The organism is Klebsiella sp. SYXHC3, from assembly GCF_057196925.1.
Window position 1 is genome coordinate 337,201 of record NZ_JBXUNG010000001.1, and the last position, 18,179, is coordinate 355,379.

An 18,179-nucleotide genomic window follows, 5' to 3' on the forward strand; every position below is an offset into this window, starting at 1 on the left:
GATGCGCCCGTTAGTGATTTACCCGGCAAGTTTTATCACCGCCCGGCTGAAGGCATCAATTGCCAGTTCGACATCGGCTTTGCTGACCGATTCCGCCGGATGGTGACTAATTCCCCCTTTGCAGCGCACAAACAGCATCCCCACCGGCCAGCGCTCCGCGATAGCAATCGCGTCATGTCCGGCGCCGCTTGGCAGCGTCAACGCCGTGCCCTGTACCTCGCATAGCGCTTCGGCAATCACCGACTGTAATCGCGGATCGCAGGCGGTTGCCGCAATGCGGTAGAACTCCTCAGCGGCAAACTGCAGGCCGCGACGCCCGGCAATCTCTGCGGCTGCCGCCAGCAATGAACCCAGTAATGCATCCAGCGGCTGATCCTGCGGACCGCGGATATCCAGAGTCAACGCGACTTCGCCGGGGATCACATTGACCGCTGCCGGCGAGCAGCGCAATGTCCCGACGGTGGCGACCAGGTTGCCTCCCTGCTGGCGCGTCGTGCTCTCAATATACAGCATCCACTCCGCGGCGGCGGCAAGCGCGTCCCGGCGCTGGTCCATCGGCACCGTGCCGGCATGACCCGCCTCGCCGGTAAAACAGCAATTGAGGCGCCGCGCGCCGTTGATCGCCTCGACCACGCCGAGTGCCGAACCGGCCTGTTCCAGCCTCGGCCCCTGCTCGATATGCAGTTCGAGATAGGCGGTAAAATCTTCCGCCGGGCGCGAGGCTGAATGGACGCGTGATGGATCCAATCCGGCGTTGACCATCGCCTGCGCCAGGCTAATGCCTTCGGCATCGCGCTGGGCCAGCCAGGTTTGCGGCCAGCTTCCCGTCAGCCCCTTGCTGCCCAATAGCGTGATACCAAAGCGTGTTCCTTCTTCATCGCAGAAGCCGACGATTTCGATGGCCTGCGCCAGGCGGCGCGCCTGATTATGTAAGCTCTGCACCACTTCGATGGCGGCTAACACCCCCAACATGCCATCATATCGCCCGGCGTTGCGTACCGTATCGAGATGCGATCCGAGCAAAATCGCCGGCGCCCCTTCTTCACGGCCTTCATAACGCCCGCAAATATTACCGACGCTGTCCTGCCAGACAATCATGCCTGCCTGGCGCATCCAGTGGGCAACCTGCTGATTAGCGTCGAGATGCTGTGGCGAAAGGTAAACCCGCGTCAGGCCTTCCGGCGTTTCGCTTATCGCCGCTAATCTCTCAGCCCGCGCCATCACTCGCGCTGCGGCCAGGTTCATAGCGGTTTCTCGCTGCGATAATGATCCCACGCCGCCTGCATGGCTGCCCCCTGCGTGGTGGGGAATTTCAGGTAATTGAGTACCGACTCCAGCGCGCTGAGGGTGGTCATGACGCAATCTTTGCGTGCGTTGTAACCCATCGTGCCTATACGCCACACTTTGCCGTGCAGCGGGCCGAATGAGGTGCCAATCTCAATGGCGAAATCTTGCAGCATCAGTTGGCGTACCTGGTCGCCATTAATGCCCTGTGGGATGATCACGCCCAGTACGTTATTCATTTTGTGTTGCAGGTCGCCAAAGATTTCCAGACCCATCGCCTGAATACCTTTCACCAGCGCGTCGCCGTGCAGTTTGTGGCGGGCAATACCGTTATCAAGCCCTTCCTCAAGAATCAGACGCGCGCATTCGCGGGCGGCGAACAGCGCGGATGTCGCTTCCGTATGATGGTTAAGCCGTTCTGGCCCCCAGTAATCCATCACCATCCCGAGATCGAAATAGTTGGAGTAAACCATCTCATCGACGCCATCAAGGTGTTCGGCGGTACGGATCCCCTGCTCAACGCATTTACGTCGACGGATAGCCTCTTCCATCCGCGGGCTCAGGGTAATGGGCGAGGTGCCGGAGGGGCCGCCGAGGCACTTTTGCATCCCCGCCGATACCGCATCCAGCCCCCAGGCATCGGTCTCCAGCGCATTGCCGCCCAATGAGGCGGTGGCGTCGGTATAAAACAGCACATCATAACGACGGCAGATCTCGCCCAGCTCCGCCAGCGGCTGCAGCATGGTGGTCGAGGTGTCTCCCTGCACCGTCAGCAGCATACGTGGACGCACCCGTCTGATCGCATCTTCAATCTGCTCGGGAGAGAACACTTCACCCCACGGCACCTCAATGGTATGCACTTCCGCCCGGCAGCGGCGGGCGATTTCACATAACAGATGGCCAAAGCGGCCAAATACCGGCACCAGCACTTTGTCGCCGGGGCGGATCGCGGAGATCAGAATGGCTTCAATCCCCGCCCGTGAGGTGCCATCCACCAGCATGGTCCAGCGGTTGCTGGTGCGGAATACCCCGCGGTATAACGCCATGACTTCGTTCATATAGTGCGTCATAGCCGGATCGTATTGGCCGATAAGCTGGCTGGACATGGCGCGCAGGACGCGCGGGTCGGCGTTGATCGGCCCCGGCCCCATCAGCAGGCGATGCGGAGGATTGATTGGTGAAAATTGAGCGATATCCATCGTAGATTCCTTTATTAATTCAGTCCGCGCACGGAGGAGATAAATTGTTTGAGTTCATTGGTTTGCGGCTGGCTGAACAGCGTTTTGCTGTCGCCCTGCTCCCAGACTCGACCCTGGTGCATAAACACCACCCGGTCGCCGACTTCACGGGCAAAATTCATTTCATGGGTAACCAGAATCAGCGTCATTCCTTCCGCGGCCAGCTGTTCCAGCACTTTGAGCACCTCGCCCACCAGTTCCGGATCCAGCGCGGAGGTGATTTCGTCACAGAGTAAAACTTTTGGCGACATCGCCAGCGCGCGGGCGATAGCGACCCGCTGCTGTTGACCGCCGGAAAGGCTGGAGGGATAGAAATCCAGCCGATCGCCAAGCCCGACTTTAACCAGCATTTGCTGCGCCAGTTCGCGGCACTCGGCGGGCTTTTTTTTCAATACCCGCCGCGGCGCCAGCATCACGTTTTCCAGCGCCGTCATATGCGGGAATAAATTGAAGTTCTGGAATACCATGCCAACGGAGCGGCTAATCTCCCGCGCCTGCGAATCGCTGTCGGTAATGGTCATGCCGCCGAGCTTAATACTGCCTTCCTGGTACCCCTCCAGCCCGTTAATGCAGCGCAATAAGGTGCTTTTCCCCGAGCCGCTTCGGCCGATGATGGAAATCACTTCGCCCATATTGATATCGAGATCGACCCCCTTCAGCACGTGGTTCTCGCCGTAGAATTTCTGCACCTGATTAATGGTGATGAGCGGCATTGAATTTATTCTCCAGATAGCGGCTGTAACGGGACAGCGGATAACACAAGATGAAGTAGCCCAACGCGACCAGCGCGAAAACCTTAAACGGCTGATACGTCACGTTGGTGAGCATGGTGCCAGCCTTGGTGAGCTCGACGAAACCGATAATCGACGCCAGCGCGGTGCCCTTTATTACCTGTACGGCGAAACCCACGGTGGGAGCGATGGCGATACGCACCGCCTGCGGCGCCACCACGCGACATAACGTCTGGGTGAAATTTAATCCCAGGCAACGCGATGCCTCCCACTGTCCTTTCGGCAAGGCCCGAATACTGCCGTACCAGATATCCAGCAAAAAGGCGCTAGTATAGAGGGTCAGCGCCAGCGCGGCGGCGGTCCATGGCGACACATCGATCCCGAATAACGCCACGCCGAAAAAGGCGAGAAACAGCTGCATCAGCAATGGCGTCCCCTGAAATAGCTCGATATAGCCGCGAATGAGGCGCTGCACCCACAATTTACCCCGCAGGCGCAGCAGCAACAGCGGTAATGTCACCAGCGCGCCGCCAATAAAGGCCGTCAGCGATAGCAGCACGGTCCAGCGTCCGGCCAGCAGCAGGTTGCGTACGATGTCCCAGTCGGTAAAGGTTGTTATCATGCCTGTACCCTCAGCCATCTACGTCCAGCCGCCATTAGCAGCTGGCGCATCGCTATCGATAACGCTAAATAGAGACCGGTCGTCACCAGATACACCTCGAAGCTCAAAAACGTTCGCGACTGAATTAAGTTGGCGGCAAAGGTCAGCTCTTCATAAGAGACCTGCGATACCACCGACGATCCGAGCATTACGATAATGCACTGGCTCACCAGCGCCGGGTAAATACGCTGCAACGCCGGCGGTAAAACTACCTGAATAAAGGTCTGACTCCGGCTGAGCCCCAGTACCCGGCCGGCCTCCCACTGCCCTTTTGGCGTCACCTGGATCCCGGCGCGGACGATCTCCGTACTGTAAGCGCCCAGGTTGACGATCATCGCCAGCAGAGCCGCTTCGCCCGCCGTCATCTTCAACCCCAGATTCGGCAGGCCAAACACAATAAAGAACAGTTGAACCACGAACGGCGTATTGCGGATAACCTCAACGTAAGCCCCCCATATCCGACTCAGCCAGCTTGCACGCCCGCTACGCAGAGCCGCGCCGAGAATCCCGATGGCCAGGCCGCCGAGTGTGGCGAGTACAGTGAGTTGGATAGTGACCCAGAGTCCCGCCACGAGCTCCGGCCAATAAGGCCAGAGCGCGGAAAAATGTAATTGCTCCGTCATCGCCGTACCTTAAGCGGCAAAGTCGCTGGGCAACGGCGCTTTCAGCCACTGCTGTGATAACGTATTGAGGGTGCCGTCCTTAATGCCCTGCGCGATTAAGGCGTTCACCTTTTCCTTCAGCGCCGGTTCATTTTTTTTCAGGCCAATCACGCACGGTGAATCCTTAAGCATAAAGTTGGCGACCGGGGCTTTCGCCGGGTTTTGCCGTGAGATAGCCGCCACCACCAGATTACCCGTCGCCACGTATTGCACCTGACCAGAAAGCCAGGCCGACAGCGTGGTGTTGTTATCTTCGTAACGCTTAATCTGCGCCGCTTTCGGCGCAATGCTGGTCAGCACCATATCTTCCACCGCGCCGCGGGTCACGCCGATGCTCTTACCGCTCAGTTCGGCGGCGTCTTTCAGGGCAGCGCCCTGTGGGCCGAAGACGCCAAGGAAAAACGGCGCGTAGGGTTGGCTGAAATCAATGACCTTTTCACGCTCGGCGTTCTTACCCAGGCTTGAGATCACCAGATCCACTTTATCGGTCTGCAGATACGGTACCCGGTTGGCGCTGCTCACCGGAACCAGCTGCAGTTTTAGCTTCATCTGCTTTGCCAGATAGCGTGCCATATCAATGTCATACCCCTGTGGCTGGAGATCGGTGCCGACAGAACCAAACGGCGGGAAATCCTGGGGAACGGCGACGCGGATCACGCCGCGTTTTTCAATATCCTGGAGTTGGTCCGCGTGTGCGGCGGTGATTTGTGTCAACAGACAAGCGGCCCCGGTCAGCGCAATCAGCAGTTTTTTCATCATCATTACCCGTTACGTTAGTATGAAACAAAAGATTCTTTAAATAAACTTCTGCAACTAATGTGCCAGATACGGACAAAAGAAATTTGCGCTGCCTAATCGGCTTCTAGCGAGAAATGACGCGAATATTAACCATGGCGGTAAGAAGAGTCGCCCTTCTCCTTACCGTACTTTGGCACCAAAAAGGTGCAAAGCACCAGACTGGCTCCCCATTATCGTTGTTCAAGCTCATCCAACTGCTGGTATAACGTGGCGATGTCATGAATGCGCGGGCGACCGCTATCGAGAATTTCATGTAGCAAGGCGTTAGCCAGCAGGTTGATAAGACTATTGGCCGACGCGTAGCTGTCGAAAGCCGAAACGCTATCCAGCGGAGCGCTGAGCCGCCAGCACGCCAGCGGAAACAGGCTATGCGCCTGCGGCTCGCAAATTAGCAGCTGCGGAACTCCCCGCTGTTGCAGTTGCTGCATCAGGGGACGAATAATCCGCGGCCGACGGCGAAACGCCATCACCACCACGATATCTTCTTCGCACAAATCGACCAGCTCTTCACTTAGGCTTTGCCCCGGTTGCGGCAGCACCACCACTTGCCCACGCGCCTGAAGCAACTGCTGGCGCAAATGCAGCGCCAGCGGCCAGGAGTTTCGCATGCCAATAATGACGACGCGCCTGGCCTTGACCAGCGCGTTAATGGCTTCGGCAAACTGCCGGGCATCCAGCGCGTTTACCCACTGCGTCAGGTTTGCCATCTCCTGTTTATAATGCCGCGCCAGCAGCGTATTACCCTGCACCGCCTCGCGATGATCGGTCAACGGCATCCCGCTCTGGCGTAACGTGCGCAGCTCATCACGCATATCGCGATACTTTTCATATCCCAGCCGTTTAAACAGACGGCTTACTGTCGCTTTTGATACCCCGCTCAGTTGGGCCAGCTCGGCGCTGTTGTAGCTAATCAGGTCATTAAAGTGGTCGACAATGAAATCCGCCACCCGCTGCTCCTGGGGTGACAACGACGCATATTGCGCCTTCAGCCGTTCATCGAGTTGTTCCATAGCGCCTCTGTAACTTTTGTTTCACTGAACTATACCGCTAACACCCTTCACAATGCATGCCACAATGAGAAAAGACAAACGGCCGCCGCATCATTGAAACTTTCTTTTCAAAGTGGAACAGCTTTTGCACGGACAGTATTTGCAGCAGTGGCTGTACGATTCGTTACGAGGATAAGTTATGCAGAGTCATTTCTCGACCCAGGGGATGGCGGTCGCCCCCCATCATCTGGCTAGCCAAAGCGCGCTGTCCGTGCTGCGCGAAGGCGGAAGCGCAATAGAAGCGATGGTCGCCGCTGCCGCGACCATCGCGGTGGTCTATCCGCATATGAATGGTATTGGCGGCGATGGGTTCTGGCTGATCGTGCCGCCGCAGGGCGATCCGATCGCCATTGACGCCAGCGGCGCCGCTGGTTCACTGGCGACACCGGAAGCCTATGCCGGGCTAACGCACATCCCGCATCGCGGCCCGCGATCCGCCCTGACCGTCGCCGGCACCGTCAGCGGCTGGGATGAGGCGCTGCAAGTTTCATACTCGCTGACCGGTAAATCACTACCGCTTTCGCGCCTGTTACAGGACGCGATTGGCTATGCCGATAACGGTATTCCGGTGACCGCCTCGCAAGCCAGCGCCACCGCTGGAAAGTTAGATGAACTTCAGCGCCAGCCGGGCTTCGCTGAGACCTTTCTGGTCAATGGCCGCCCTCCGCAAAGCGGCAGCCGCTTTTGTCAGCCTGCGCTGGCCTCCACGCTAAAACGGCTGGTTGCGGAAGGGCTTGATAGTTTCTATCGCGGCTCTCTCGCGGAACAACTGGCGGCTGGCATGGCCCGTTACGGCCTGCCTATTACGCTTGACGATCTGCGCCAGCATCGTGCGCGTCGCCCGCAACCACTGCGGTTACAGCATCAACACGGTGAGTTATGGAACCTGGCGCCGCCGACGCAGGGGCTGGTATCGCTGGCCATTCTCGGCATCACTGACCGGCTGGCGATGGAGCAGGCCGACGATGCGCAGACCATCCACCGTATCGTGGAAGCGACAAAACTGGCCTTCAGCCTGCGAGATAAACATATTACCGACCCGCTGCACCTGGATGTGGATATTCAAAGTTTGCTGTCCCCGCAGGCGTTACAACCGCTGGCGGAGAAGATCGACGACCAGCGCGCCGCGCCATGGGGCGCAGGCAAAGGCCCCGGCGATACCGTCTGGATGGGCGTGATGGACAGTAGCGGGCTGGCGGTCTCCTTTATCCAGAGTCTCTACCATGAGTTTGGCAGCGGTGTGGTGCTTCCGGACAGCGGTATTGTCTGGCAAAACCGCGGCGCGTCGTTCAGCCTCGACCCGGCGCATTTGCTGGCGCTGGCGCCGGGCAAGCAACCCTTCCATACCCTTAATCCCGCCGCCGCACGCCTGAACGATGGGCGGGTGATGGTTTATGGATCAATGGGCGGCGACGGCCAGCCGCAAACCCAGGCGGCGCTGTTCACCCGTTATATCCTGCAGAACGTCCCGCTTCAGGAGAGTATTTCTCGTCCGCGTTGGCTGCTTGGGCGCACCTGGGGACAGACTTCGGACTCACTAAAAGTAGAAGGCCGCTTTGCGCCGCAAACCCTCGCCCGGCTCAGGGAACTGGGGCATGAGGTTGAGGTACTGGCCGACTTCAGCGAGGCCATGGGACATGCCGGCGCCATTGTCCGCCATCCTGACGGCCTGTTTGAAGGCGCGTCTGACCCGCGCAGTAACGGCGCCGCCGCTGGCTATTAGGGGGAGAAGCATGAAACAAACCGAAAAAGAGTGGCGCGACTGGCTTCGACAGATGGAGCAGATCCTTGCCCTGGAACTGGATGAATCGCGCCGCGCTGAGCTGCTGGCGCAATTTCGCCGCATTGCCGATATGGCTGAACCGCTGATGGCCTATCCGCTCGATCAGCGCCTGGAAATCGCCGGAGTGTATAAAGCATGAAGCTACATCAGATGACCATTGCCGGGATCCAGCAGTCGCTGAGTCGCGGTGAATTTAGCGCCAAAGAGCTGGCTCGCCAGACGCTTGATGATATTGCGCAAAGTAACCCACTGCTCAATGCCTGGACGACTGTCACCGGGAAACGGATGCTCGACGAAGCGGACGCCATTGATGCCCTACGGCGCACGAATCAGCCGCTGCCTGCGCTGGCAGGCATTCCCTACGCGGTCAAAAATCTGTTTGATGTCGCGGGAGAAACCACCCTCGCCGGCGCCCAACTGTTCAGCAATAACCCGCCTGCCCGCGTCGATAGCTGGGCGGTAAGTCAAATCCAAAGCGCAGGCGGCCTGCTCAGCGGGATGCTGAATATGGACGCCTATGCTTACGGTTTTACCACGGAAAACAGCCACTATGGCGCGACGCGTAATCCGCACGATCTTAACCGCATTGCTGGCGGATCCTCCGGCGGCTCAGCGGCGGCGGTCGCCGCCGGGCTGGTTACTTTCTCGCTCGGTAGCGACACCAATGGTTCAATCCGCGTTCCGGCATCCCTGAGCGGGATTTTTGGTCTCAAGCCAACTTTCGGCCGTCTGTCGCGTACCGGCAGCCACCCTTTTGTTCCCAGCCTCGATCATATTGGTCCGTTTGCCCGAACGGTAGAGGATCTAGCCACAGTCTACGATGTTCTGCAGGGGCGAGACGTCAACGACGGGTTTCAGGCCGAACGCGGCGTCGCCCCCGCCACGCCGCATGTGCGATATGGCCTCCAGGGGCTGCGTTGCGCGGTTTTAGGCGGCTATTTCAGCCGCTGGTGCGATGACGATGCCCGCGCGGCGGTGGCTCGGGTCGCCCGCTATCTCGAAGCCTCTGAAGAGTTTCTCTTCCCCGAGGCGGAGCTGGCGCGCGCTTCTGCTTTTATCATTAGCGCTTCTGAAGGCGGAAACCAGTACCTGCCAGCCTTACGGCGTGAGCCGGAGCGCTTTGAACCGCACTCGCGCGAACGTCTGCTGGCGGGAGCGATGATCCCTTCAGCCTGGTACCTGCAGGCGCAGCGCTTTCGTCGCCACGCTCAGCAGCAAGTCGCGTCGCTATTCACCCATGCCGACGTGCTCATCGCCCCGGCAACACCGTGCAGCGCCACGCTTATTGGCGAGCAGACGATGGAGATCAACGGCGAGTCTTTACCGATACGCGCCAGCATGGGCATGCTTACTCAACCAATCTCCTTTATCGGTCTGCCGGTGGTGACCGTCCCGCTACGTACCGCGACGGGGCTGCCTGTCGGGGTGCAGTTAATTGCCGCGCCGTTTAATGAACAGGCTTGTCTGCGCGCCGCCTATGCGCTGGAAGCGATGGGAATGACCGATTCCCGCCCGGTGGAGGTAGCCGCATGATCGCGTCGCAAGAAATCAACCTTCCGCAAGTGGTCGCCGAAGTTACGGCGGCCTTTTATCGCTATGAACAGGCGCTGGTGAGTAACGATATCGCAGTGCTGGATGCGTTGTTCTGGCACGATACGCGCACGGTTCGCCTCGGCGCAGGGGAGAATCTTTATGGTATTGATGAGATACGCGCCTTCCGCGCCGCGCGCCCCGCCGCAGGGCTTGCACGGGAATTACGCCATACGGTGATCACCACCTATGGGGAGGATTATGCGGTATGCAGTACCGAGTTCACCCGTGAAGGCAGCGAACGTATCGGCCGTCAGCAACAAACCTGGGTTCGGTTTGCCTGTGGCTGGCGTATCGTTGCCGCACAGGTTAGTTTGATGGGACATTGATGCCGTTGTTTGTCGTCCCCTGCTTGCGCTGCGCTTAGCAGGGCTACCAACTCACAACGGCACGGACCGTAGATACTGTTATCGATTTGCAACTTTTTTAAGAGGTTTTCCCGGACGCGGCGCGTTGCGCCTTCTCCGGGCTACCAAATCGCATTGTGCTGTAGCCCCGGTAAGCGGCAGCGCCACCGGGGATTTTGAGATCGCTAGCACCAGTAGTGTCAGTCATCATGGTGAATAAATTAAAGGCAGGCCGCACGGACCGTAGGTCGGGTAAGGCGTTAGCCGCCACCCGACAAATAACGGCGCAATGGACCTGCCGCTATGGCTGGTACGGATGCACCTGCCGCCAGTGGTCGGCAATCTGCTGGCGTGTACAAATCCACACGCGCTCATGCTGCTGCACGTAATCAAGAAAACGTTGCAGAGCGCGAAAGCGTCCAGGGCGGCCCAGCAACCGGCAGTGCATGCCGATAGACATCATTTTCGGCGACGTTTCACCTTCCGCGTACAGCACATCAAAGCTGTCTTTCAGATAGGTATAAAACTGTTCAGCGGTATTAAACCCCTGAGCGGTGGCAAAGCGCATATCGTTAGCATCGAGCGTGTAAGGCACGATGAGATGCGGTTTACGCTGCCCGTCGGCGCAAGGCACTTCCGTCCAGAACGGCAAATCATCGCCATAATAGTCACTGTCGTAATCAAACCCGCCATGTTCCACCACCAGTTGCCGGGTGTTAGGGCTATCGCGCCCGGTATACCAGCCGGTGGGCGGTTTGCCAAACAGGTCGGTCAGCACCTGCACCGCTTTATGCAGATGGTCACGCTCCTGTTCAATCGCCATATGCTGATAGTGGATCCAACGCCACCCGTGGCTGACCACATCGTAGTTGGCCGCTTTGATCGCCGCGACGATATCCGGATGACGCGCCAACGCCATCGCCACGCCAAATACCGTCAGCGGTAACCCCCGCTCCTGAAAGGCATGATGGATACGCCAGAAACCCGCGCGGCTGCCATATTCATACAATGAGTCCATCGACATATGACGATCGGGATAGCTGGCAGCGCCAATGATATCGGAGAGAAACTGTTCGGAACCCGCATCGCCGTGCAGGACGTGATTCTCGGCGCCTTCTTCGTAATTAAGCACAAACTGCACCGCGATACGCGCCTGGTCTGGCCACTGCGCGTGCGGCGGTTTTCCCGCGTAGCCGCGCAAATCGCGCGGATATAATTCTGCTGCAGGTATCATCTCCCACCCCTTCATTTAATCATTAAACACGGCAAATTTACCGCTAAGCGTTTTACGTTCCGGATAAGCTAAATCGCCGTGCTTGCTGGTTGTCAGGCCTAGCGACACCAGAGATTCGACCATCTTCACCGCCGCGCTGACGCCATCAATAACGGGTACCTGAAGTTCCCGGGTCAGTTGCTGCGCCAGGGTCGCCATGCCGCCGCAGCCCAGCACGATAGCGCCGCAGCCATCCTCCTGTAGCGCCTGAATACAGCGGGCGCGTACTTTTTCCTGCGCCACGCCGCTGCCATCTTCCAGCGCCAACACCGGTAGATCGATCGCATGCAGACCGGCGCAATGCTCATGGAAACCATACTGATGTAGCAGATGGCGAGCGATAATCAGCGTGCGCGGCAAGGTAGTGACCACCGAGAAGCGGGTAGCGACCAGCGTCGCCATATGCATCGCCGCTTCAGCAATACCAATAACCGGCCCCTGGGCCAGTTCACGGGCGGCAAGTAACCCCGGATCGCCAAAACAGGCGATAACGTGCCCGGAAACGCCCTGCTGCCGCCCGGCTTTTATTTGCTCCAGCACGCCGACGGCGGCGATGGCTTCGTCAAAATGCCCTTCAATCGACGGCACGCCGTCTGGTGGACAGACCGCGACAATATCGGTTCCTGGCGACGCCGCGGCGCGGGCCGCCTCGGCGATAGTTTGCGTCATACCGGGATCGGTATTGGGATTGATGACTTGTATACAGATGGTGGACATTACCGCTCCTTATAGCCGGCAAACAGCCGGGCGAAATCGGGGACTGACTCCCCCGTGCGGGAAAAGCATAAACTGGCGACGATGTGTTCAAAGTGATGGTTGAGCGCCTCGGTCAGCGCGGTCAGCGCTTTTTCGCGTAACAGGCCGACAAGGCGCTCGTGGTCATCGCAGCGGCACCCTTGCCGCCACGGCGCGCCCCAGGCGGCAATCACCAGCGATGAGCGTTGACTGAGCCGGGTGACCATCTCCGTTAGCACCTGGTTGCCGGAAATGGCCTGTAACTGAATATGAAAATTAGCGGAATGGCGGATAGCGGCCGGGCCATCATAGGCCTCATGCGCCAGTTGCTCCTGCTGAATAATGGCTTCCAGCGCCGCAAGATGCGGAGGCTGGCAGCGTTGAAGTACATCCGGCAGATTCGCTACTTCCAGTAGCGCACGGGTGCGGAATATTTCCCGTGCCTCGTCAACCGTCGGACTGGCGACCTGTGCACCACGTTTGGGCGTTAATGTCACCATTTGCACAGCGGCGAGTCGTTGCAGCGCTTTACGTACCCCCGTGCGGCTGACGCCAAACACCTCCGCCAGTGCCTCTTCCGGCAATTTGCTGCCAGGCAGTAGCTGTTGCTCGACAATCGCGGTCAGCAAGGCCTCGTAGATAGACTCATCCTTGTCATGCAGTCCGGCTGCGGCCTGCAGCGGATTTTCATTGCCCATTGGTCTACTCCACTTCCCATTTTGATATCAAATCGTATACATAAAATAAATATTTTGTATACAAGATTAACCATTCTGGCCTGAATCCTGCAACGCCTTCCGCTATCAACGGCACAACGTTTGTCTTCAGAGGAGCAGGATCCATGCCAAATACACAAAACACGCATCAGCTCAACGCCGGAGACCCGGCATCAGGCTACAGCCCGCGTCTTTGCAACGAGGATCTGGCGCCGACGCGCGAGCAAAACTGGAACTGGTACAACATTTTTTCTTTCTGGATGTCGGACGTGCATAGCATGGGCGGCTATGTGGTGGCGGCGAGTTTCTTTACGCTGGGTCTGGCGAGCTGGCAGGTACTTATCTGCCTGTTAGCCGGAATTGTTATCGTCCAGCTTTGCGCCAATCTGGTGGCCAAACCCAGCCAGATTGCCGGCGTGCCCTATGCGGTCATCTGCCGTCAGGCGTTCGGCGTCTTCGGCGCCAATATTCCAGCGGTGATACGCGGGCTGATTGCTTTCGCCTGGTACGGGATCCAAACTTATCTGGCTGCGAACGCCTTAATGCTGGTGCTGCTGAAGTTCTGGCCCTCGCTGGCGGCAATGACGCAAACGTCATTGCTGGGTCTTTCATCGCTTGGCTGGATCTGTTTCGCCACCATGTGGCTGTTGCAGGCGATGGTGTTCTGGCACGGCATGAGCGCGATTAAGCGCTTTATTGATATCGCCGGCCCGGCGGTATATGTGGTGATGCTGGCGCTGGCGGGCTGGATTGTATACAAGACAGGCCTCGACGGTATCTCCTTTACCCTCGCCAGTAAGACGCTGACCGCCGGTGAGCAAAGCTGGCAGATGATCACCGCCACCGCGCTGGTGGTCTCCTACTTCTCCGGTCCGCTGCTTAATTTTGGCGATTTCTCCCGTTATGCCAGAAGCATGGGCGAAATTCGCCGCGGCAACCGCTGGGGGCTGCCGTTTAACTTCCTGCTGTTCTCGGTAGTGACCGTAGTAATCGTCTCCGGGACGCAATCTTTATTTGGCCGGATGATCACCGACCCGATTGAAACGGTGAGCCATGTGGGTAACGATCTGGCGGTGGCCATCGGCCTGCTGACCATGATCACCGCCACTATCGGCATCAATATTGTCGCCAACTTCGTCTCGCCGGCATTTGATTTTTCCAACTGCGCGCCGCAAAAAATCAGCTTCCGCACCGGCGGGATGATTGCCGCCGTCGGCTCGATACTGCTCACCCCGTGGAATCTGTTTAACTCCCCAGAACTTATCCACTACACCCTGGATGTATTGGGAGCGTTTATCGGGCCGTTGTTCGGCATTCTGCTGGTTGATTTCTATTTGATTAAACGCGGACAGGTATCGATCGACGATCTTTTCGATGATACCCCTAAAGGCAAATACTGGTACCGCAACGGCTTTAACCCGAAGGCCATCGCCGCGCTGCTGCCCTCGGTGGCGGTCGGCCTGATTATCAGCTTTATTCCCGCTCTGCATGAGGTGGCCAATTTTAGCTGGTTCATCGGCGTGCTACTTAGCGGCAGCCTGTATCGCTGGATTGCCCGCGACGAGCGGCAGGCCGCTTCCTCCGCCCGCTTTACCCCCGGCGCGCTGGCGCAGAAAGAATAATCCCGCCCGGCCGCGGAGCCTTCCGCGGCCTCCTGGCATTAAATTTGCACATATTTGCGCAATAGCTATCACCCTACTTATATAAGGCGGCAACATGCTGGAATACCACACCGCGTTACGCGGTGCGTTTTTTGATATTAGCCAACCCGCCGCCAGCGCTGACGATATCGCCCGCTACGCGCGATATATTGATGATGGCGTGCTGTTTATTTACGCCGGGAAGATTCAGGCGCTACTGCCATGGCAGGAAGCCGAAGCATTACTCGATCCACATAAAGGCTATCGCGATCTGCGGGGTAAACTGCTGCTGCCGGGGTTTGTCGACGCCCATATTCATTATCCTCAAACCGAAATGATCGGCGCCTTTGGCGAACAGCTGCTGGAATGGCTGACCACTTATACCTTCCCGGTGGAAAGCCAGTTTGCCGATGAACGGTACGCGGCAGATATCGCCCGTTTTTTTGTCAACCAGTTGCTCAGCCATGGCACCACCACCGCGCTGGTGTTTTGTACGCTTCATCCGGCGTCCGTGGAGGCCTTGTTTACCGAGGCGTTGCGCCTGAACATGCGCCTGCTGGCCGGTAAGGTGATGATGGATCGCCATACGCCGGAGTATTTAACCGAAACCGCCGAACAAAGCTATCGCCAGACCCGCGAACTGATCCAGCGCTGGCACCAGCGCGGCCGTCTGGGCTACGCTATTACGCCGCGTTTCGCCCCCACCTCCACACCGGAGCTGCTACAAGCTGTTCAGCGGCTGCGGGAGGAGTTTCCTGATACCTGGCTGCATACCCATCTGAGTGAAAACCTTAATGAAGTCTCGTGGGTAAAGCAGTTATGGCCGGAGCATCAGCACTATCTTGATGTTTATCATCACTATCAATTGACCGGAGCGCGCAGCGTCTTCGCCCACGGGATACATCTGGCGGAGAAAGAGTGGCGGTGTCTGCATGAGACCGGTTCGGCAATCGCCTTTTGTCCTACGTCAAACCTGTTTTTAGGTAGCGGGCTATTTCGCCTGCCCGCCAGCTGGCAACATCAGGTCCGGATCGGCATCGGCAGCGATGTGGGCGCCGGGACCACCTTCAGCCTGCTGCGCACCCTCGGCGAGGCCTATAAAGTGGCGCAGCTACAGAGCTATCGCCTGCGCGCCAGCGAAGCGTTTTATCATGCGACGTTGGGCGGCGCGCACGCGTTACGCCTGGATGACAAAATTGGTAATTTCCAGTCGGGAAAAGAGGCCGATTTGGTGGTTATCGACCCGGCGGTGACGCCGCTACAAAAGCTGCGCGGCGCACGCTGTCATGATGTCTATGAGCAGCTGTTCGTATTGATGACCTTAGGCGATGAACGAAACATTAGTGAGACCTGGGTCAATGGCCAACAGGTATGGTGTAACGAAGGCTGAACCGCTGCCCGGCACTTTATTCTGACCGGGCAGCGGACTCAACTTAACTTCCGCGATAGGTCGACCAGCCGCCGGGGGCAATTAAAAACGGCAGATGAAAATGGTCTTTGTCCTCGGCGGTGATCATAAAATCGATCTGCGCCTGCCGGTACAGGGTCTGACGACCATCGCGCGCAAACCACGATTGCAGTTCGGCCACCAGCTGATAGTTGCCGGGACGCAGTTGTCCCGTCGCCAGCTCGCCCAGGCGGCCATGGCTGTCCGTCACGCCTGACGCCAGGCTGCGCCCTTCGCATAACAGGGTGACCGCCACGCCTTGTGCAGGCTTGCCGGTAGAAATATCAAGAATATGGGTGCTCAGGGTGATCATTCGCTAATAACTCCCGCCAGTCTGAGTAAGGTGATTTCACGTAATTGTTCCAGTGCCGCTTCAATTTCCTGCGCGTCATTATTCGTCAGCCGTTGGGTCAGCGCCTGCAGGATCTCGGCGGCGCTGCGTCCTTTGGCGCGGATCAGAAACACGCGGTCAAAGCGGGCTTCGTAACGGGCGTTCCCTTCTTTCAGCGCCCGGGCGATATCGGCATCGTCGGCATTAACCTCCGCCTGCTCCTGGCGAGACAGCGCGGCATGCGCTTCCCCGCCCGTCGGCTTTTCCCCGATCCGCGGGTGGGCGCAGAGCGCCCGCGCCAGATCTGCCTCTCCCCAGTGCTGCATCAGTTGTTGTGCGCGATCCGTTAAGGCCGTCAGTGTGGCATAGGGCCGCTCCAGCGCCAGCGCTTCGCGCCAGGCGGGGAGCGCCACGCAGGGTTCAAGCTGGCGAATGGCTTCCGCCTGCGGCAACTGATTAAAGTGGTTGAGTGTTATCATCATTGCTCCTTGCCGCTGCCGTCATGGCGGCTTTCTCTTGCGGAATAATCAGATTCAGTACAATCGCCACCAGCCCGCCGCTGGTGGCCGCAGATCCAAACAGGTTACCGATGATGGGCGGGAAATGGGCAAGGAATGCGGGAACCGCCTCGATGCCGAGGCCAAAACCAAATGCCAGGCCAACAATCAGCATATCGCGGCGCGTTAGCGGGTTCTGGGTGATAATGCGGATCCCGGCCGCCACGACACAGCCAAACATGACCATCGTCGCGCCGCCTAACACCGGCGTGGGGATCTGGCGTAGGATCTCGCCGAATGGTGGAAACAGCCCAAGCAGAATCAGCAATACGCCAATATAACGCCCGACATAGCGGCTGGCGACGCCGGTCATCTGGATGACGCCGTTATTCTGTGCGAAGGTGGTATTGGGAAACGCGCAGATCGCCGCGGCGATCAGGCAGCTAATGCCATCCGCGAGGATCCCGCCTTTCAGGCGCGAACGAAACGCGCCGTCATCGATGGCCTGTTTTGAGATCAGGCAGTTGGCGGTTAAATCGCCGACGGCTTCAAGAATGCAAACCAGCGATACCAGCGCGACCGGTAAAAATATGGCGCTATTAAACTGAAAGCCAAAAGGAAATATCGCCGGCAGACGAAACCAGCTATCGCCGATCGGCGCCAGATGAAATTTTCCGCTTAGCGCGGCAGCGATACAGCCCACCGCCATACCGATGACCACCGACGATAAACGCAGCCAGCGGTTTTTCGCGCAGCTCAGCACCACGATAATCCCTAACGTTATGCCGCCCAATGCGATATTGCCCGGGCTGGCGAAATCCTTCGCGTGCTCGCCGCCGCTCCAGTTAATAATACTGACCTTTATCAGGCTAATGCCGATCAGCGCAATGACGCTGCCGGTAATAATCGGGGTAAAAAGTTTTTTCAGCGGTTCGATAAAGCGGCTGACGACGACCGGTACCAGCGCGGCAACAACGTTGACGCCAAACAGCATGGCCATAATGTCCTGCGGGCCGCCTCCCTGCGCTTTCACCCACATGCCGCCGGCAATCGCTACGCCGAGAAAGGCGAAGCTGGTGCCCTGCATACAGATCATCCCCGCACCGATCCCCCAGACGCGGTTAGCCTGCAGAAAGGTGCCAATCCCGGAAGCCATTAGCGACATACTAATTAAATATGGCAGCCATTCGCCAAGCCCCAGCGCGGCGCCAATAATCAGCGGCGGCGTAATAATGCCGACCAGCCCTGCCAGCACGTGCTGTAAGGCGCTAAAAAAAGCCGGCAGCGGCGGGATGCGCTGCTCCAGGCCATAAAGCAGGTTGCTGTTCTTTTCATCAGACATGGGGTCACCGTCTCGTCGTGGATAAGCGTTCACGATGTAGTGCACAAAGCAGGCC

19 protein-coding genes are annotated in these 18,179 nt (G+C 58.2%); 6 read left to right on the plus strand and 13 right to left on the minus strand.

Going from position 1 to position 18,179, the window contains the following annotated elements; translation table 11 throughout:
* Window positions 1-18: 18 nt before the first annotated feature.
* The 7 genes from hpxK to hpxU all read right to left on the minus strand — a co-directional run bounded on the left by hpxK (window position 19) and on the right by hpxU (window position 6,384).
* A complete protein-coding gene (gene hpxK / locus AC2CGP_RS01660) occupies window positions 19-1,245 on the minus strand; it encodes an allantoate amidohydrolase (RefSeq protein ID WP_142962072.1) in 1,227 nt (408 codons plus the stop codon).
* Entirely contained in the window at window positions 1,242-2,483 is a 1,242-nt protein-coding gene (locus tag AC2CGP_RS01665; RefSeq protein WP_213759271.1) for a pyridoxal-phosphate-dependent aminotransferase family protein, read from the minus strand. The genes hpxK and AC2CGP_RS01665 overlap by 4 nt, the downstream gene beginning before the upstream one ends.
* 14 nt (window positions 2,484-2,497) lie before the next feature.
* Window positions 2,498-3,235, minus strand: coding sequence for an amino acid ABC transporter ATP-binding protein (locus AC2CGP_RS01670; RefSeq protein WP_047042679.1), 738 nt, complete (start codon window positions 3,233-3,235; stop codon window positions 2,498-2,500).
* Window positions 3,216-3,872 (minus strand): amino acid ABC transporter permease, encoded by a 657-nt coding sequence (locus tag AC2CGP_RS01675; protein WP_032715563.1) that lies wholly within the window; start codon window positions 3,870-3,872, stop codon window positions 3,216-3,218. Before AC2CGP_RS01675 ends, AC2CGP_RS01670 begins: the two co-directional genes overlap by 20 nt.
* Window positions 3,872-4,537 carry an amino acid ABC transporter permease gene (locus AC2CGP_RS01680; protein ID WP_045387878.1) on the minus strand — a complete coding sequence of 222 codons (666 nt, stop codon included), beginning with the start codon at window positions 4,535-4,537 and terminating at the stop codon, window positions 3,872-3,874. The genes AC2CGP_RS01675 and AC2CGP_RS01680 overlap by 1 nt, the downstream gene beginning before the upstream one ends.
* Before the next feature lie 9 nt (window positions 4,538-4,546).
* Window positions 4,547-5,332, minus strand: a complete 786-nt coding sequence (locus AC2CGP_RS01685; RefSeq protein ID WP_026612306.1) for a transporter substrate-binding domain-containing protein — start codon at window positions 5,330-5,332, stop codon at window positions 4,547-4,549.
* Between the two features lie 212 nt (window positions 5,333-5,544).
* Entirely contained in the window at window positions 5,545-6,384 is an 840-nt protein-coding gene (gene hpxU, locus AC2CGP_RS01690) for a MurR/RpiR family transcriptional regulator HpxU (RefSeq protein ID WP_475702328.1), read from the minus strand.
* A gap of 178 nt (window positions 6,385-6,562) precedes the next feature.
* Here hpxU and hpxW point away from each other — a divergent pair, with 178 nt between their 5' ends.
* From hpxW to hpxZ, 4 genes are read left to right on the plus strand one after another with little or no spacing between them, the layout of a single operon-like run.
* On the plus strand, window positions 6,563-8,146 hold the full coding sequence (gene hpxW, locus AC2CGP_RS01695) for an oxamate amidohydrolase (RefSeq protein WP_126337935.1): 1,584 nt from the start codon (window positions 6,563-6,565) through the stop codon (window positions 8,144-8,146).
* 10 nt (window positions 8,147-8,156) lie between these two features.
* Window positions 8,157-8,345, plus strand: a complete 189-nt coding sequence (gene hpxX / locus AC2CGP_RS01700; protein WP_032708053.1) for an oxalurate catabolism protein HpxX — start codon at window positions 8,157-8,159, stop codon at window positions 8,343-8,345.
* Entirely contained in the window at window positions 8,342-9,739 is a 1,398-nt protein-coding gene (locus AC2CGP_RS01705; RefSeq protein WP_484502234.1) for an AtzE family amidohydrolase, read from the plus strand. The genes hpxX and AC2CGP_RS01705 overlap by 4 nt, the downstream gene beginning before the upstream one ends.
* Window positions 9,736-10,125, plus strand: coding sequence for an oxalurate catabolism protein HpxZ (gene hpxZ / locus AC2CGP_RS01710; RefSeq protein ID WP_015705418.1), 390 nt, complete (start codon window positions 9,736-9,738; stop codon window positions 10,123-10,125). Before AC2CGP_RS01705 ends, hpxZ begins: the two co-directional genes overlap by 4 nt.
* A gap of 319 nt (window positions 10,126-10,444) precedes the next feature.
* Here hpxZ and puuE read toward each other — a convergent pair whose 3' ends face one another.
* Genes puuE through AC2CGP_RS01725 form a run of 3 tightly spaced genes read right to left on the minus strand, consistent with a single transcriptional unit; the run spans window position 10,445 to window position 12,849 of the window.
* A complete protein-coding gene (gene puuE / locus AC2CGP_RS01715; protein WP_032711639.1) occupies window positions 10,445-11,377 on the minus strand; it encodes an allantoinase PuuE in 933 nt (310 codons plus the stop codon).
* A gap of 15 nt (window positions 11,378-11,392) precedes the next feature.
* Entirely contained in the window at window positions 11,393-12,133 is a 741-nt protein-coding gene (hpxA, locus tag AC2CGP_RS01720; RefSeq protein WP_015705420.1) for an allantoin racemase, read from the minus strand.
* A complete protein-coding gene (locus AC2CGP_RS01725; RefSeq protein ID WP_015705421.1) occupies window positions 12,133-12,849 on the minus strand; it encodes a GntR family transcriptional regulator in 717 nt (238 codons plus the stop codon). Before AC2CGP_RS01725 ends, hpxA begins: the two co-directional genes overlap by 1 nt.
* Before the next feature lie 143 nt (window positions 12,850-12,992).
* Here AC2CGP_RS01725 and AC2CGP_RS01730 point away from each other — a divergent pair, with 143 nt between their 5' ends.
* Both AC2CGP_RS01730 and guaD read left to right on the plus strand, forming a co-directional pair.
* On the plus strand, window positions 12,993-14,489 hold the full coding sequence (locus AC2CGP_RS01730; RefSeq protein ID WP_015366599.1) for an NCS1 family nucleobase:cation symporter-1: 1,497 nt from the start codon (window positions 12,993-12,995) through the stop codon (window positions 14,487-14,489).
* 94 nt (window positions 14,490-14,583) lie between these two features.
* Window positions 14,584-15,897, plus strand: coding sequence for a guanine deaminase (gene guaD / locus AC2CGP_RS01735; RefSeq protein WP_213759274.1), 1,314 nt, complete (start codon window positions 14,584-14,586; stop codon window positions 15,895-15,897).
* 43 nt (window positions 15,898-15,940) lie between these two features.
* Here guaD and uraH read toward each other — a convergent pair whose 3' ends face one another.
* From uraH to AC2CGP_RS01750, 3 genes are read right to left on the minus strand one after another with little or no spacing between them, the layout of a single operon-like run.
* The gene (gene uraH, locus AC2CGP_RS01740; protein ID WP_042897437.1) at window positions 15,941-16,267 is read right to left on the minus strand and encodes a hydroxyisourate hydrolase; all 327 of its coding nucleotides are present in this window, start codon (window positions 16,265-16,267) and stop codon (window positions 15,941-15,943) included.
* Window positions 16,264-16,764, minus strand: a complete 501-nt coding sequence (gene uraD / locus AC2CGP_RS01745) for a 2-oxo-4-hydroxy-4-carboxy-5-ureidoimidazoline decarboxylase (RefSeq protein ID WP_042897434.1) — start codon at window positions 16,762-16,764, stop codon at window positions 16,264-16,266. The genes uraH and uraD overlap by 4 nt, the downstream gene beginning before the upstream one ends.
* On the minus strand, window positions 16,742-18,124 hold the full coding sequence (locus tag AC2CGP_RS01750; RefSeq protein ID WP_020078777.1) for a nucleobase:cation symporter-2 family protein: 1,383 nt from the start codon (window positions 18,122-18,124) through the stop codon (window positions 16,742-16,744). The genes uraD and AC2CGP_RS01750 overlap by 23 nt, the downstream gene beginning before the upstream one ends.
* Window positions 18,125-18,179 lie beyond the last annotated feature (55 nt).